This is a genomic window from Streptomyces sp. NPDC096012, assembly GCF_040426375.1.
Classification (GTDB): domain Bacteria; phylum Actinomycetota; class Actinomycetes; order Streptomycetales; family Streptomycetaceae; genus Streptomyces.
Genome location: NZ_JBEOTD010000015.1, coordinates 16,590 through 32,065 on the forward strand (window position 1 = coordinate 16,590; position 15,476 = coordinate 32,065).

General features: G+C 71.3%; 12 protein-coding genes. 4 read left to right on the plus strand and 8 right to left on the minus strand.

The window, feature by feature from the left end:
• Positions 1-7 precede the first annotated feature (7 nt).
• The 5 genes from ABVB68_RS16915 to ABVB68_RS16935 all read right to left on the minus strand — a co-directional run bounded on the left by ABVB68_RS16915 (position 8) and on the right by ABVB68_RS16935 (position 7,835).
• Complete coding sequence (locus ABVB68_RS16915; RefSeq protein WP_353601858.1) at positions 8-1,492, minus strand: aminotransferase class III-fold pyridoxal phosphate-dependent enzyme; 1,485 nt, start codon at positions 1,490-1,492, stop codon at positions 8-10.
• Positions 1,489-3,027 carry an aminotransferase class III-fold pyridoxal phosphate-dependent enzyme gene (locus ABVB68_RS16920; RefSeq protein ID WP_353601859.1) on the minus strand — a complete coding sequence of 513 codons (1,539 nt, stop codon included), beginning with the start codon at positions 3,025-3,027 and terminating at the stop codon, positions 1,489-1,491. The genes ABVB68_RS16915 and ABVB68_RS16920 overlap by 4 nt, the downstream gene beginning before the upstream one ends.
• Positions 3,020-5,683: a phytanoyl-CoA dioxygenase family protein gene (locus ABVB68_RS16925; RefSeq protein ID WP_353601860.1), complete on the minus strand. Its 2,664-nt coding sequence runs from the start codon at positions 5,681-5,683 to the stop codon at positions 3,020-3,022. The genes ABVB68_RS16920 and ABVB68_RS16925 overlap by 8 nt, the downstream gene beginning before the upstream one ends.
• Positions 5,673-7,190 (minus strand): aminotransferase class III-fold pyridoxal phosphate-dependent enzyme, encoded by a 1,518-nt coding sequence (locus ABVB68_RS16930; RefSeq protein WP_353601861.1) that lies wholly within the window; start codon positions 7,188-7,190, stop codon positions 5,673-5,675. Before ABVB68_RS16930 ends, ABVB68_RS16925 begins: the two co-directional genes overlap by 11 nt.
• A gap of 258 nt (positions 7,191-7,448) precedes the next feature.
• A complete protein-coding gene (locus ABVB68_RS16935) occupies positions 7,449-7,835 on the minus strand; it encodes an ArsR/SmtB family transcription factor (protein WP_353601862.1) in 387 nt (128 codons plus the stop codon).
• Positions 7,836-7,926: 91 nt separating this feature from the next.
• On the opposite strand from ABVB68_RS16935, the gene ABVB68_RS16940 reads away from it, so the two are divergent.
• A complete protein-coding gene (locus ABVB68_RS16940) occupies positions 7,927-9,963 on the plus strand; it encodes a heavy metal translocating P-type ATPase (RefSeq protein WP_353601863.1) in 2,037 nt (678 codons plus the stop codon).
• A gap of 321 nt (positions 9,964-10,284) precedes the next feature.
• On the opposite strand, the gene ABVB68_RS16945 is transcribed toward ABVB68_RS16940, so the two are convergent.
• Entirely contained in the window at positions 10,285-11,700 is a 1,416-nt protein-coding gene (locus ABVB68_RS16945) for a DEAD/DEAH box helicase (protein WP_353601864.1), read from the minus strand.
• A gap of 256 nt (positions 11,701-11,956) precedes the next feature.
• Positions 11,957-12,127, minus strand: coding sequence for a hydrophobic protein (locus tag ABVB68_RS16950; protein WP_353601865.1), 171 nt, complete (start codon positions 12,125-12,127; stop codon positions 11,957-11,959).
• Between the two features lie 138 nt (positions 12,128-12,265).
• Between ABVB68_RS16950 and ABVB68_RS16955 the strand changes: the two genes are divergently transcribed.
• The gene (locus ABVB68_RS16955; protein WP_353601866.1) at positions 12,266-12,439 is read left to right on the plus strand and encodes a CsbD family protein; all 174 of its coding nucleotides are present in this window, start codon (positions 12,266-12,268) and stop codon (positions 12,437-12,439) included.
• A 339-nt stretch (positions 12,440-12,778) separates the two neighbouring features.
• Here ABVB68_RS16955 and ABVB68_RS16960 read toward each other — a convergent pair whose 3' ends face one another.
• Positions 12,779-13,123, minus strand: a complete 345-nt coding sequence (locus tag ABVB68_RS16960; protein ID WP_353601867.1) for a MerR family transcriptional regulator — start codon at positions 13,121-13,123, stop codon at positions 12,779-12,781.
• 784 nt (positions 13,124-13,907) lie between these two features.
• On the opposite strand from ABVB68_RS16960, the gene ABVB68_RS16965 reads away from it, so the two are divergent.
• Positions 13,908-14,117, plus strand: a complete 210-nt coding sequence (locus ABVB68_RS16965) for a ferredoxin (RefSeq protein ID WP_353601868.1) — start codon at positions 13,908-13,910, stop codon at positions 14,115-14,117.
• On the plus strand, positions 14,107-15,474 hold the full coding sequence (locus ABVB68_RS16970; RefSeq protein ID WP_353601869.1) for an NAD(P)/FAD-dependent oxidoreductase: 1,368 nt from the start codon (positions 14,107-14,109) through the stop codon (positions 15,472-15,474). Before ABVB68_RS16965 ends, ABVB68_RS16970 begins: the two co-directional genes overlap by 11 nt.
• Positions 15,475-15,476: the final 2 nt, after the last annotated feature.

The window sequence follows — 15,476 nt, forward strand, 5'->3', positions numbered from 1 at the left end:
GCCGGCCTCACCCGGCTCGTGAGCCGGCCACCGCCTCGAACGTCCTGCTCAGTGCGTCCAGTGCCCGCTCCACCTCCCGCCGAGTGATCACCAGGCAGGGCTTGACGAAGAGGGCTGTGCCGGCCTGCCTGACATGGGCTCCGTAACCCGTGCACACTCTCGCCACCTCGCCCGCAACCGCCGGGGACGGAGCCCCGTCGCCGTCGAGCATCACCAGCCCGCGCATCAGTCCCGTCCCCGCCGCCCGACCCACCATGGCCGGGAAGCGGTGGCGCAGCACGGTGAGCATCTCGTCGACCAATCGGACCGTACGGGCGTAGGTGGTGGACAGCAGGCCCGCTCTGAGGTCCTGTTCCATTCCGGTGGGGAGCCAGTGCGGAAGCGCCTCCGCATCGGGCCCTGCCACGCCGAGCAACCGGTCGAGCACCGCGTCGACCGCCACGAGCGACAGCATGTTCGCCGAGTTCGACTTGAACCCGAAGGGTGACTCGACGGTGCCGAACGCACGGTCGGCGACGATGAGGGAGAGCGCTCCGTGTCCGGAGGTCAGCCCCTTTCCCAGCACCGAAATGTCGGGGTGGACACCCGACACCTCCCCGTACCAGATGCTCCCCGTGAATCCGAACCCGTTCTGCACCTCGTCGAAGATCAGGCAGATCGACTTCGCGGTGCAGATCTCCCGAAGCCTTCGGAGGAACTCGACCGGAACGACGTGGACGGCGTTGCGCCACGGAATCGGTTCGAGGATCACGGCGAAGTACTGCTCACCGTCACGTTCGAGGGTCGCGAGCGCGTCCAGGGTGCCCGCACTGAGCCGTCCGTCCGGGCCCGTTTCGGGGACCGGGAACTGCTCGGTGTTGTCGGCCCGGTCCAGGAGGACTCGGCCGGAGCCGCGTTCGGGCTGGTGGTCGCTCACGAGGACACCGCCGAGGTTCGACCCGTGGAACGCGCCCACGAAGGAGGCCACCTTGCGGCGCCCGGGGGACGTACGCGCCGCCCTCCACGCGGCGTGGAGCGCCAGCTCGACCGCCCCCGACCCCGTGCACTCGCGCAGGTTCAGGACGTAGTCCTTGCCTCCCCCGGTCTCGTTGAAGTGCCTTGAGAGCCTGTTCGCCACCCGGTAGTAGAGATCGTTGCCGAAGCGGACGGTCACGTAATGCGGTCGTTCCGACAGGACGTGCGAGACCTGACGGAGCTTCACCCACGGGTCGTTGAGACCCAGCACGGTGTTCTCGGTCATCGAGCACAGGTCGACGAGCTCGGAGCCGTCGGCCAGTTCGAGGGTGGCTCCGCGACCGGCGACGGCGCTGAGGGGCCGCGGCGCCGACCCGCGCGTGAACATCGCGGGTTCCGGGTCGTACGGACGTCCGTCCGGCCGCCGGTACTGTGGGCGTGCGGGGTCGAGCACGGTTCCCCGGAACGCCGTCGTCAGCGGCTCGAGGTCCCGCACGGCGGCCGGCGCGGACGTCGTGTCCTCGGCGGCACCACTCATTTCGCCTCCTCGCGAGCGCTACGGTGCAGAACCTCGTGGAAGGTGGCCGCCAACCGGGTCCCAGCCTGTTCGAAGTCCTTCTCGCTCGTCGACAGACTGGGCTTGACGTACAGGCAGTGGCCCGCCCGGCGGACGTAGACGCCGTGCTTCAGGCAGAGATCCGCGACGCTGCCGGCCACGTGCCCGGACGGCCGGCCGTCCGGGCCCAGCATGGCGACTCCGCGCACCAGCCCGAGGCCACTCGTGGGGCCGACGAGCGAGGGGAACCGGTGCCGCAGATCGACCAGGAAGTCCTCCAGCAGCCCGACCACACGTGGGTAGGCGGACTCGAGAAGACCGCCGCCCAAGTCCGCGACCAGACCGGGCGGGAGCCAGGCGGGCAAGGTCGCGAACTCCTCCGGGAACATACCTGTGAGGCGGTCCAGCACGGCGTCGACAGCGACGAACGACAGCATGTCCCCCGAGTTGGTCTTGCTACCGAACGGGGCCTCCACCTCGGCGAATCGCCGCCGGGCGACGACGATGGCCAGCGCACCGTGCCCCGAGGTCAGCGCCTTGCCCGTGGCCACGACGTCCGGGCAGACCCCACTGCTCTCCGCGAAGAAGACGGTCCCCGTGTAGCCGAAGGCGTTCTGCACCTCGTCGAAGACCAGACAGATCGACTTCCGCGTGCACACGTCGCGCAACCGTCGGAGAAACTCCAGCGGCACCGCGTGCACCGAGTTGCGCCACTGGATCGGCTCGATGAGCACGGCGAAGTACTCCTCACCGTCGCGCTCCAGGGCGTCGAGCGTGGCCAGCGCCTCGGCACTCAGGCCGACGCCGTCCTCACACCTGGGCGAGGGGAAGTGCACCACGTTGTCGGCGTGATCGACCAGTGCGCGCCCGGCGCCGTACGCGGGATCGTCCTCGCACACGAGGCTGGCCAGGACGCTCTCCCCGTGGTACGAGCCCCGGAATGCCGCGAGTCTGCGTCGGCGCGGTGCGCCACGGGCTGCGAGCCACGCAGCGTGGAGTGCGAGCTCCACCGCGTCCGAGCCGTTGCACTGGCGCAGGTTGATGACGAAGTCGTCGGGCGCCCCGAAGCGGCTCAGCCGGTTCAGGATGCGATGAGCGACGCGGTAGAACAGGTCGCTGCCGATCCGTGCCGGGAGGTAGTGGGGCTGCTCGGAGAGCAGGAAGGACGCCTGCCTGAGCTTCACCCACGGATCGTTGACGCCCAGGACCGTGTTGCAGGTCATCGAGCACAGATCGACCATTTCCGTGGGTGTCGCGGTACGGGCCAGGGTGCCTTGGATCCGGGAGCCGAGCGCCGTGTCCGCCCAGAACTCGCGCGCGAGTGAGCCGCCCGCGGTGAAGAGCGTGGCGTTGGCGGCCAGGTGCTCCTGAGGTGTGAGGTCGGTCAGCCGCCCTGCGGGGTCGAGGCAACTGCCTTCAAGTGCCGCGACGGCCCGACGGATCGACGCGATGCTCGAAAGATGGAACGGCGCGTCGCCGGGTGGCGTGAACTGCTCAGCCGTCTGCGCGTCATGCATCTCGCCCGATCGCCTCCCCTGCTTCCGGTGGGTTGTCCTCGGCCACCACGTGCGCGAACAGGTCGAGGAGCTGCCGGCAGCCCTCGTCCAGGCCTTCGCCCCCCGAGGCCACGAGCAGCCGGTGAGCCCATGCGCACGTGAAGTACAGGTAGGCCGCCGTGGTGCGGAGGCGCTGCACTCCGTCGCAGCGCCCGAGAGCGTCGCACAGGTCGCCGAGCAGGGCGGAGCAGTTCGCCGCCGCCTCCCCCCGTCCGCCGGAAGAGAGCGCACCGTGTGCGTGTTCGGCGATCTCACCGGCGGCGGCCAGCGGACTGCTGTTCGTCCACAGGCACGTGCCGATCTCCTCCGCCACGTCGAGCCGCGACATGACTTCGGTGTACTGCTCGTCGTCCAGGGCCGCGTCACGGATCTTCACCAGGGCGATGTCGCGCTCGCGGTCGTCCTCGAACCGTGCGGACAGACGCAGGTCGAGGTCCGCGTTGAGATCTGCCGCCATGACGTCGACCAGGTCCAGCGCGTCGCCGGACCATCGGGGCTTCGTCGCGGCCAGGTCCGGAGTCGACCTGTACTGCGCACGCATCGCGGCCAGGCGATCCTCTTCCACGACCGAAGTGCGCCAGGAGAGGGAGCGGGCACGGCGCCCGGCGGCGCCGCCGGGCGCCGGCCCCACCAGGACCGGATCGGAGAACATGAAGAAGGAACCGGTCGACTCACGCGCGAAGTTGAGGGTGAACACGTCCCGGGTCTCCGAGAGGTTGCGGTGGCCCGAGTGGATGCCGTTCGTGTCGAACACGACGCAGGTCCCGGACGTTCCGTGGCCGAGGAACAGACCGCCGTTGCCGAACCTGAGGGCTTCGTCGAGCGTGAACTTCGTCTCGCGTTGCGTCTGAAACCTCCATGGGACCTTCTGGCTCCCGCACACATACCGCATGGCCTGGCCGTCGGGCGTCACGTCGGTCAGCAGGACCATGACCTTCAGCTCCTCGAACGGCCCTCTGGTCTTCATGTCCTGGTGGTAGTCCCAGGCACGGTACCGGAGCGGCTTGCACGGGCCCTGTCGGTATCCCCGCGCCGAGACGAACCGTGACGGGCCGTCGAAGTACCGCTCCAGGATCTCCGTCAGTTCCGGGAGGTGGGCGAGATTCCTGATCATCTCGACGGTGCGACGCGCACATGCGTCGACGGCCAGGTTGAACGAGAGCTGCTGAAGAGAGGTCGTCCCGCCCTTCCTGCTGACCTCGGCTTCGAAACCGTCACGCAGTCCGAGGAGGGTGGGTTCGTCCACGAGGCCGTCGACCGCGACGATCCCGTTGTCCCGGAAAGGGTCCTTCTCGGACTCTCCCGGGTGCCTCACCGTGGGCTCGCCCCGCGGAGTCCCGCGAGCCTGCCGTCGGGCGGGCGGCTGGTCGTGCGCGAGAGCGGAGAGCACCGAACGACTCCGGAACGCCGGGGGCTCATGGGCGGTGGCGGCCGTCGGGGCCACGAGGCAGCGGCGGAGCGGACGGTTGCCGGCGATCGACGCGGCCTCGTCACGACGCCACGCTTCTCCGTCCAGCGTGGCCAGCAGCAGCCGCTCGCGGTAGGTCAGCGGTTGCCAGTCGTGGAGGCCGGTGATCCAGCTGTGGTCCCAGTGGCAGACGACCTCCGGCAACGAGTCGGGCCACAGCCGCGCTCGTTGTTCCGCCTCCGTACGCGCGGACGGGGGCGCCCCGAACTCGAACGGCTCGTAGGTGAGGCCGGTGGCGGGGGTGCCGCCCACCAGGGTGTGCGGCACGTGGCCGGACGTGAGCTCGCCTGCTTCGATGCCACGCTCGACTCCGGCCTCGTATCCGCAGACCAGCCCTGCCTCGTGGAACGCGATCGCGAGGTTGTCGGGTCCCCCGGCGAGGCTGAACCGCGCGGTTCCCATCAGCGACGGATCATGCCGGAGGTTGCGCAGCTCGAAGAAGCGTGGATGACCGCTGACCTCGCCGGGATCGACGACCACCCCGTGGACGGCGGCGAGGTATCGGCAAGCGGCCTCGCGATAGGTGGTCACCAGGGCCGCGGCCCGGTGCCGGGCTCTCCGGAACGGTTCCGCCCCGGCGAACCCGGCCGTCACGTCATTGCTGAGGCAACCGTTGTCCTTGAACCGCGCGAGGATACCCAGCGGGCACGGCGTACGCGCCGCCGCCGAGCCGAGAGACTGCGCGAACTCGACGTCCATGTCCGTGCACATGCCCCGCTCGATCACGAAGCGGAGCAGCCGCGCGTAGTCCGACACCACCGAAAGGTTGCCCTTGGCCTCCTCGGGCCTGGAGAAGTGGGCGTCGATCTCGGCGTGGATGTGGTCCAGGATGACGCGTTCGTCCGCGTCGGCGGCCGGGATCGTCCTCACGTCGCACACGTCGATGCCGAGTCGACCTGCGAACGCGTACACGTCCCTCCTCGCCTCCGGCACGAGGACGGAGCCGGCGACGACGAGCAGGATCCGGCCGCCGCCGTTCATCGCACGTAGGCGAGTGAGCCGGGCGCGGTGCTTCGCCGGGAGACCGTCGGAGCTGATCCAGACGCGGACCTGGTCCAGGCAGTTCACCGTCGGCGTCTCCGACGGATATGCCGCCGTGACGGTCGACGGGGCCGGGTTGCCGGGGCGTCGTTCGGCGTCAGCCTTCATCGCGAAGCCGCAGGACGTCGTCGAAGGTCTTCGTCAGTGCGTCCAGGGCGACCGTCGTCTCGGCGCGGGTCAGCACGAGGCACGGCTTGAGGAGAACGGCGGTGTCGGCCTGGCGGACGTACACCCCGTGCGCCAGACAGAGCTTGGCCGTTGCCACGGCGAGACGTGTGGACGGCTGACCGTCCGCCTCCAACAGGACCAGGCCTCGCACGAGGCCCACGCCGCGGGGCGGGCCGAGGAGAGTCGGGAAGCGACGGCGGAGTTCGGCGAACAACTCGTCGACCAGGGCCACGGCACGCGGGTACGCGGAGGCGAGCAGGCCGACCCTCAGTTCGGCCGCCAGCCCCGACGGCAGCCAGGCGGGCAGCGTCCGCTCCTCCGGCTGCTCCAGGCCCAGCAGCCGGTCCAGCACGGCGTCCACAGCCACGAGAGCCAGCATGTTGCCGGAGTTGGACTTGGCCCCGAACGGAGTCTCCACCTGCCGGTACCTGCGCCTCGCGACGATGATGGCGAGTGAGCCGTGGCCCGAGGTCAGGGCCTTGCTGATCGCGGTGATGTCGGGGCTGACGCCGGATGTCCGCGCATAGCTGATGGCACCGGTGTATCCGAACGCGGTCTGCATCTCGTCGAAGATCAGGCAGATCGACTTCCGTGTGCAGACCTCCCGCAGCCGGCGAAGAAACTCCGGCGGCACGGTGTGCACCGAGTTGCGCCACTGGATGGGCTCGATGATCACGGCGAAGTAGGAGTCGCCGTCCCGTTCGAGGGTTTCGAGGGTCGACAGGGTACGTGCGCTCAGCTCCTGGCCGTCGTCCGTTTCGGGGGTGGGGAAGAAGACCACGTTGTCGGGCGCGTCGGCGAGCAGGCGGCCGGGCTGGTGCTCGCTCACCCAGTTCGCGGTCAGACTCTCCCCGTGGTACGAGCCTCGGAAGGTCGCCAGTTTGCGGCGATGGGGGGCCGGGGCGGCAGACTTCCACGCAGCGTGGAGCGCGAGCTCGACGGCGTCGGAGCCGTTGCACTGCCGCAGGTTGACCACGTAGTCGTCGGTGCCGCCGAGGCCTTCGAAGCAGCCGAGGATCCGTCGTGCTATCCGGTAGGTGAGGTCGTGCCCCATCCGAGCGGTCAGGTAGTGCGGCTGGGAGGAGACCAGGAACGACGCCTGCTTCAGCTTCACCCACGGGTCGTTGATGCCCAGGATCGTGTTCGCCGTCATGGAGCACAGGTCGATGAGCGTAAGTGGAGTGTCCGTCGCCACCACTGTCGCCTCGACCGTCGCACCCAGTCCGGAATGAGCCCACACGTCCCGCGGAGCGGATCCGGTGGTGAACAGCATGCTGTTGCCGGCGAACTGTTCCGCCGGTCCGAACGCGGACTTCGGCCGAGCCGGATCCAGACATGTGCCGTCGAAATCGGACAGAAGTTCGCGGACGTGTGTCAGGTCCTCCAGGTGGAATCGCGCTGCGTGCTCGACGATTTCGGACGAAGGTGGATCATTCCCTCTGACCACGGTGGGGATCCTACTGCGGCCGTCCCGAGCTGAACAGGTCCCCCGGGCGGCCGAGCACGATTCCGGACGACCGCCCGCGCAGGACTGCCGGTCGAGGCACGCCAAGGGCACCGGCATGCCCGACCCAAGGGCACCGGCATGCCCGGCGGGCCGGTCCCGTGGCCTCTCGGCGGGCGGACCGCGGTTCGACGACGTCGCGACGGCGGTGGCTTCACCCAGGACCGAGGTGCGGGCTTCCCGGCCCCCTGGTCGCCGTGTTCAGCCGGACGCGATGGGCCCGCGCGGTGCGGACGGGGTGTCCCGGACTCCCAGGCGCAGGTGTTCCACGTGGTAGAGGGCCTGGTCGAGGAGTTCGGCGACGTGGTTGTCGTAGAGGGCGTACACGATCGAACGCCCGTGGCGTTCGCCCGTGACGAGCCCGAGGTTGCGCAGCAGGCGGAGCTGGTGGGAGCAGGCCGAGGCCTCCATGCCGACCGCCTCGGCGAGGTCGCCGACCGAGCAGGGGCCTTCCTGGAGGCGGGCCAGTATGTGCAGCCGCGAGGGTGTGGCCAGCGCCTGGAGGGTCGCGGCGACATCGGCCGTGCCGACCGCGTCGAGGCGCTCGCGGGTGGTGGCGCTCCTGGCGTCGTCGGTTCCGTGGCCCATGCGGCCATCATAGCGGCGACACCTGAAGACCTATTCAGACATTCATGTATCGTGAAGGTGTTGCCCGTCCGCCCGCGAAGGGTTGTCCCCCATGCCTCCTGTCCTCGACCAGCGGGCCGCACCGGCCGCCGCCGCACCGCGCCCGGCCCCTCCCCGGCGGCGTACGCGGGTGCTGGCGCTGCCGGAGGCCCGGTGGGCGCTGGCCGCGCTGGTCCTGTTCCTGGTCGCCCTGCCACTCGACCTCCTCGGCGCCCCGGCCTGGCTGTGGGCCCCGCTGTACGCCGCCGTCTACGTCACAGGCGGCTGGGAACCGGGGCGGGAGGGTGTGAGGGCCCTCGGGCACAGGACGCTGGACGTGGACCTCCTGATGGTCGTCGCCGCCCTCGGCGCCGCCGCCCTCGGCCAGGTCCTCGACGGGGCGCTGCTGATCGTCATCTTCGCCACGTCGGGTGCCCTGGAGGCCGTCGCGACCGCCCGCACCGCGGACTCCGTACGCGGCCTGCTGGACCTTGCGCCGGCGACCGCGACCCGGTTGCTGCCCGGCGGCAGCGAGGAGACCGTACCCGCCGAGGAGCTGAAGGCCGGTGACGTGATCCTGGTGCGGCCCGGCGAGCGGGTCGGCGCCGACGGCCGGGTCGTCGACGGGGCGAGCGACGTCGACCAGGCCACCGTCACCGGCGAGCCCCTGCCGGTGGTCAAGGAGGCCGGAGACGAGGTGTTCGCCGGCACGGTCAACGGCACGGGCGCCCTGCGCGTCCGCGTCGAGCGCGACCCGGCGGACTCGGTGATCGCCAGGATCGTGAGGATGGTCGAGGAGGCCTCCGGGACCAAGGCCCCCACGCAGCTGTTCATCGAGAAGGTCGAACAGCGGTACTCCATCGGCATGGTCGTCGCGACCCTCGCCGTCTTCGCGATCCCGATGGCCTTCGGTTCGGCGCCCGAGTCCGCCCTGCTGCGGGCGATGACCTTCATGATCGTGGCCTCCCCGTGCGCGGTGGTGCTCTCCACGATGCCGCCGCTGCTCTCCGCGATCGCCAACGCCGGCCGGCACGGGGTCCTCGCGAAGTCGGCCGTCGTGATGGAACGGCTGGGTCAGGTCGACGCGGTCGCCCTGGACAAGACCGGCACCCTCACCGAAGGCACCCCCCGCGTCACCGACATCCGCCCGCTGGACGGCAGCGGACTGACCGGGGACGCGCTGCTGGCCCTGGCCGCCGCGGCCGAGCGCCCCAGCGAGCACCCCCTCGCCCGTGCCGTCGTCGACGCCGCCCGCGAACACCGGCTGCCGTTGGCCGAGGCGCTCGACTTCGCCTCCGCGCCGGGGCGGGGCGTGAGCGCCGGCGTCGACGGTCACGTCGTCCAGGTGGGGTCCCCGGCCCGGCTCCTCACCCCTGCCGCCGGCCCCGCGTCGGAGGTGGTGGCGGAGCTGGAGGACGCCGGGCGGACCGCGGTGCTGGTTCTGTGCGACGGCGCCCCGGCCGGGGTGATCGGCCTCGCGGACCGGCCGCGGCCGGACGCCGCCGCCACCGTCGCCGCCCTGACCGCACTGACCGGCCGGTCTCCGGTCCTGCTGACCGGGGACAACGCACGCGCCGCCAAACACCTGGCCGGCCAGGTGGGCATCACCGACGTCCGCGCCGGGCTGCTGCCCCAGGACAAAGTCGCCGCGGTACGGCAGTGGGACAGCGAAGGCCGCCGGGTGCTCGTGATCGGCGACGGGGTCAACGACGCCCCTGCGCTGGCCGCCGCGCACACGGGGATCGCCATGGGCGAGGCGGGTTCCGACCTCGCGCTGGAGACCGCCGACGCAGTCGTGGTCCGCGACGAACTCGCCGCCGTCCCCGCGGCCGTCTCCCTCTCCCGGACCGCGCGGCGCCTGGTCGTCCAGAACCTCGTGATCGCGGGCGTCTTCATCGCCACCCTGGTGGCCTGTGACCTCGTGGCAAGCCTGCCGCTGCCGCTGGGCGTCGCCGGGCACGAGGGCTCCACCGTCATCGTCGGCCTCAACGGCCTGCGGCTCCTGCGTGAAGCGGCCTGGAGGACTCCGGTGCGGGGCGGTGCCACACGGGCAGGCGCTCCCGCTGCGCCCACTGCGCTCCGCAAGCCGGGGCGGCCCGGCGCACGGTGACGGTCCGCCCCGGCCGCTGCCGCGGCAGGTCCGGGATCGTCCGACGCCGCCGTTCCCGGGCGCGCACTCCGCCGCGCCCGGGGAAGCGGGCCGCCGAGAAGCCGCCGGGGGGCGTTCCGTGACGACGCCGGCCGATGATCAGGTCGACGCGGGCCGCCGCTCGCGCCAACTCGTCCGGTGGCCGCGCGGAGTTGAGCGCGGCCGGCTCGGCGTACGCCGGCCCGCTCAGCTGCCGGGGCCGCCCATCCTCGCGGACCGGCCCGCTGGACCTCGACGTGCGCCGTGGCGAAGCCGGAGATCCGGTGCGCCGGTCGTCGTCGGTCAGCCGCCGCGGCGCGTCTGGGCCGCCTTGCGGGCCTCGGCGAGCTTGCGGGCCTCGCCGGCCTTCCGGGAGGACTTGCCGCCGGTACCGCGGGAGGTGTCCTTGCGGGTGCCCAGGCCGCGGAAGGGGGCGTTGGTGTTCTTGGGCCGGGGTGCGGCGGGGCCGCCGTCGAGCGGGGTACCGGAGGGCGTCCTGGCTCCGGTGATCCGGCTCAGCTCCGCCTCGCCCGAGCGCACCTTGGTGATCGTCGGCTCGACGCCGGCTTCGGCCATCAGCCGGCCGAGTTCGCGGCGCTGACCCGACAGCGCCAAGGTGATGACGCTGCCGGACTCACCCGCTCGGGCGGTGCGGCCCGCGCGGTGCACGTAGTCCTTGGGGTCGGTGGGCGGGTCGACGTTGACCACGAGGTCGAGGTCGTCGACGTGCAGGCCACGAGCCGCGACGTTGGTCGCCACCAGCACGGTGACCTGACCGTTCTTGAACTGCGCGAGGGTGCGGGTGCGCTGCGGCTGGGACTTGCCGCTGTGCAGGGCCGCCGCGTGCACCCCGCTGGCCCGCAGATGGCGGGTGAGCTGGTCGACGGCGTGCTTGGTGTCCAGGAACAGCAGCACCCGGCCGTCGCGGGCGGCGATCTCCGTGGTGACGGCGTACCGGTCGGGGCCGTGGACGACCAGGACATGGTGGTTCATCGTCGTGACCGAACCCGCGGAGGGATCGACCGAGTGGACGACCGGGTCGTGGAGGTAACGGCGGACCAGCTGGTCGACGTCGCGGTCCAGGGTGGCCGAGAAGAGCATGCGCTGACCGTCGGGGTGCACCTGGTCGAGCACCTCGGTGACCTGCGGCAGGAAGCCCATGTCGCACATCTGGTCGGCCTCGTCGAGGACGGTGATCCGCACCCGTCCCAGACGGCAGTCCTTGCGCTCGACGAGGTCCTGCAGACGGCCGGGGGTGGCGACGACGACCTCGGCACCCTGGCGCAGCGCAGTGGCCTGCCGGCCGATCGACATGCCGCCGACGACGGTGGCCATCCGCAGTCCGAGCGCGTCGGCAAACGGCGCGAGCGCCTCGGTGACCTGCTGGGCCAGCTCGCGGGTGGGCACCAGTACCAGCGCGAGGGGCTGCTTCGGTTCCGCGCGCCGCCCGGCTGTCCGTGTGAGCAGCGGGAGGCCGAAGGCGAGTGTCTTGCCCGATCCGGTGCGCCCGCGCCCCAGGACGTCGCGTCCCGCGAGGGCGCTGGGCAGTGTGGCCGCCTGGATCGGGAAGGGCTCGCGCACGCCGAGTTCGGTGAGCGTTCGCAACACCGCGGCCGGCAGGTCCAGGGCGGCGAAGGAAGCGGCCGGGGGGATCGTGGCGGTGGCGGTCACCGGCTGGGCCGGGTCGGCCGAGGTGCCGGGGCGGCCGGGGTGGTTCATGAAGAGCCTTCCGCAGAGGAACGTACCGAGGAAGGCCCGGCAGGAACGGCGACCGATGGGACAGGGGCATCGCGAGGGCGGTGTCACCGGCCGCCACGCGCACGCGAACAAGTGAGAATAACACGAGGTGAACGACGGCATCGCGGGGCAGATCGCCGGGCCTGCGCCGGCCGCACACGGGGGGTGCCATGCGTGCAGGGCCCGGCCGAGACGACGGCCGGGCCCTGCACAGGTGGCTGGACGGGTGCGGGTCAGGTCACCATCGGTACCAGCGGCCGCGGCCGCCACCGGCGTTGGTGGAGCGCATGACGAAGCCGAGCAGCCACACCACCAGGACGACGACCGCGACCCACCACAGGATCTTGAGGGCGAACCCGGCACCGAAAAGTATCAGGGCCAGAAGAAGAACGAGCAGCAAGGGAACCATGGTTATTACCTCCTGAGCCGCCGTGTGCCCCGCAATTACTCCTTCACTCCCTGACTCTGCCTTGTTTGTACAGGGGATGCCGGGGCACGAGGGGGCTACCGCGAAAGTGGCATCCACGCTTATGAGGAGGCGCATTCCATGACTGCCGGCGAGAAGGCCAAGGCGAAGACCGAACAGGCCGAGGGCAAGGTCAAGGAGGCCGCGGGAAACGCCGTCGGCAACGACCGCATGGCCGTCGATGGCCAGGCGGAGAAGAGCAGCGGCGATGCCCGCGAGGCCAAGGAGAAGGCCAAGGACGCGTTCAAGCACTGAGGCGCCGAGGTCACTCCCGCCGCCTTGCTCGACGGGCCTTCCCGCACGCGGTGCGGGAAGGCCCGTTTCTCTTCGGAGCGTCCGTGGTCAGCGGCTCGCTTCGTGGCGGGCGCCGAGGCTTGCCGCGTGTCCGCGCCGGAGCCGACGTGTCGCCGATTCAGCTGGGGGCCGTGCCGGTGCAGGGACGTCACAACGGCCTCGTCTTCGCCCGGCGGCGTGGCCGCGACCGGGCCGTACCGCCCCAGGCACATCACGGCGGCGTCGTCCTCGTCCCGCGGCGTGGCCGGGCGTCGCTCTCGCCTGCTCGTGGTCAGGGCCAGCCGTGGACCGGCTCCGTGATCAGGCCGAGGTCCTGGGATGAGGCTGGTCGCCTTGGACGCGCAGCCGCTCGTTGATGCGCTGGGCTTCTTCGAGCTGGTCCTCGAGGATGACGATGCGGCAGGCGGCCTCGATGGGGGTGCCGTGGTCGACGAGTTCGCGGGCGCGTGCCGCGATGCGCAGCTGGTAGCGGGAGTAGCGGCGGTGGCCACCCTGCGAGCGTAGGGGCGTTATCAGGCGGTGCTCGCCGAGTGCGCGCAGGAACGCGGGGGTGGTGCCGAGCATCTCGGCGGCCCGGCCCATGGTGTAGGCGGGGTAGTCGTCATCGTCGAGGTTGTCGACGGGACGGGGACCGGCAGGGGGCATAGACCTCTTCTTTCGGGGACGCGTCGGGGGGCCCGGGTGCCTGTCGGCACCCGGGCCCCGAGCTTGCAACACCATCTGCCGGCCTACTGCGCCGACCTACTGCTTCCGCGGTGCCGCCCGGGCGGGGCGGGGTTGCGGGGATCGCGAATGCGTGACCGGGGACCACCTTCCAATCCGGGGCCTGCGGCACCCGGGCGGAATGCGTTCACCCGGGCGATCCTGATGGCGTTCTGCTCCTCACCTTCGATTACTCGGTTGTACTGCTGGGTACCGCTGGTTCTGCTCACGGCCCCCAGAGGCCGTGTCCTTCTCGTGCTGCTCGCACGGCAGTTCGTGTCTGCCGCACCCACTTCGACTTCCTGAGTACGCAAGAAACAGTAGCCCTGCGACGAGCCAATGTCTACCTTCCCGAGAGCAGATTTTCTCCATGCCCCAGGTGCACCCGTCTGCTGCCGACGCATCTGTTGCCGTGCGACGTACGGGAAAGCGCGGCTCAGCTATGCCGTACGATGTACGACAATGAGGAGGGCGCCTCGAAGCGGTCCCGCCGGCCGGTGCTCCGCGCCTGGAAGGTCGCCGCGGCCGCGCGGTCAACTGGCTTGTTCCACCCGGGCGTTCACCCCCCATCGCTGTCTTCGTCCCGGCATCCGCCCCCGCCGGTGCCCCGGCCCGGCCGACGCCGCTCCGTGGGACGGGCCACCCGCCTCACCGTGGCCGTGCGCGGGTCCGGAACCCCCCTCATGCTGGAGACGAGGGGGGTGTGACGGCGGAGGAAGTGGTGAACATGCGAACCGTTGTCGACCTCACCCGCTGCGAGGGCTACGCGCAGTGTGTGTTCCTGGCGCCGGAGATGTTCGAGCTGCACGGCGAGGAGGGACTGCTGTACGCCACGTCCGTCCCCGAAGACCAGGAGGAACGCGTACGGCAGGCAGCGGCCGCGTGCCCGGTCCAGGCCATCCTCCTCGGAGAAGAGGTGAGCACCGGTGTCCGGTGAGTTCAAGGACGGCCGCATCGTCATCGTCGGTGCGTCACTGGCCGGGCTGCGGGCCGCGGAGGCGCTGCGCGACGAGGGCTTCACCGGCTCGCTGACCGTGGTCGGGGACGAACCCCATCCGCCCTACGACCGGCCACCGCTGTCCAAGCAGGTGCTGCTCGGGCAGGCGACGGCCGACACCACCGACCTGCCGATGCGCCGCGATCCGGACGCCGACTGGCGGCTCGGCGTACGCGCCACCGGCCTGGACCCGATGGCGAAGCGCGTGCTGCTGGAGGACGGCGAGTCGCTGCCGTACGACCGGCTGCTGATCGCCACCGGGACCCGGGCACGGCCCTGGCCCGACCCGGAAGAGGGCGCCCGGGACGGGGTGTTCACGCTGCGCACCCGGGAGGACGGCGCAGGGCTGGCCGAGCGGCTGGCCGCCGGGCCGGAGCGGGTGCTGGTGATCGGCGGCGGTTTCACCGGCTCGGAGATCGCCTCGGCGTGCCGGGAGCGGGGGCTGGAGGTCACGGTGGCCGAACGGGGCCCCGCCCCCCTGGTGGGCGCGCTGGGCGGCACACTGGCCAAGCTCGCGGCCGTCATGCAGCGCAACCACGGTGTCGACCTGCGCACCGGGGTGACGGTCACCGCCCTGAACGGCGACGGGAGTTTCACCGGTGCGCAGCTGTCCGACGGCAGCCGCGTCGACGCCGACGTCTGCGTCGTGGCGCTGGGCGCGATCCGCAACGTGGAGTGGCTGGCGGACTCCGGGCTCGCGGCGGGCCCGCGCGGCATCGCCTGCGACGCCGGGTGCCGGGCCTTCACCATGTACGGGATCGTCACCGACGACATCTTCGTGGCCGGGGACGTCTCCCGCTTCCCGCACCCGCTGTTCGGCTACCAGATGCTCTCCCTCGAGCACTGGGGCAACGCCGTGGAGCAGGCGGAGGTGGCCGCCCACAACATGGTCAACCCGGGACCGTTGCGTCGCCCGCACCTGGCCGTCCCGTCCTTCTGGTCGACCCAGTTCGGGCTCAACATCAAGTCGGTGGGCGTCCCCACCTACTCCGACCACGTCGTCATCGCCCAGGGCTCCCTGGAGGCCCGCCGGCTGGCCATGGTCTACGGCTACCAGGGGCGGATCACCGCCGCGGTGACCGTCGACATGGCCAAGGCGACCGACTACTACCGGCACCTGATCGAGACGGCCGCCGCGTTCCCGCCCCCACCCGGCGCGCAGGACCGGGCGCTCGCGGCCGACGTCCCGGTCCCCTCCGCCGTGCCGGATCCGGCCCTGCTGTCCCACGGCCCCACCGTGGCGCTCACCGGGTATCTGCCCGACCGCCGGCTGGCCGTGTCGCAGCCCACGCGCTGACC

Bases quoted from the DNA above. Each gene is read 5' to 3' on its own strand.
- ABVB68_RS16945 (WP_353601864.1), bottom strand. From the start codon at position 11,700: ATGAACCACCCCGGCCGCCCCGGCACCTCGGCCGACCCGGCCCAGCCG.
- ABVB68_RS16960 (WP_353601867.1), bottom strand. From the start codon at position 13,123: ATGCCCCCTGCCGGTCCCCGTCCCGTCGACAACCTCGACGATGACGAC.
- ABVB68_RS16925 (WP_353601860.1), bottom strand. From the start codon at position 5,683: ATGAAGGCTGACGCCGAACGACGCCCCGGCAACCCGGCCCCGTCGACC.
- ABVB68_RS16955 (WP_353601866.1), top strand. From the start codon at position 12,266: ATGACTGCCGGCGAGAAGGCCAAGGCGAAGACCGAACAGGCCGAGGGC.
- ABVB68_RS16920 (WP_353601859.1), bottom strand. From the start codon at position 3,027: ATGCATGACGCGCAGACGGCTGAGCAGTTCACGCCACCCGGCGACGCG.
- ABVB68_RS16965 (WP_353601868.1), top strand. From the start codon at position 13,908: ATGCGAACCGTTGTCGACCTCACCCGCTGCGAGGGCTACGCGCAGTGT.
- ABVB68_RS16940 (WP_353601863.1), top strand. From the start codon at position 7,927: ATGCCTCCTGTCCTCGACCAGCGGGCCGCACCGGCCGCCGCCGCACCG.
- ABVB68_RS16950 (WP_353601865.1), bottom strand. From the start codon at position 12,127: ATGGTTCCCTTGCTGCTCGTTCTTCTTCTGGCCCTGATACTTTTCGGT.
- ABVB68_RS16935 (WP_353601862.1), bottom strand. From the start codon at position 7,835: ATGGGCCACGGAACCGACGACGCCAGGAGCGCCACCACCCGCGAGCGC.
- ABVB68_RS16915 (WP_353601858.1), bottom strand. From the start codon at position 1,492: ATGAGTGGTGCCGCCGAGGACACGACGTCCGCGCCGGCCGCCGTGCGG.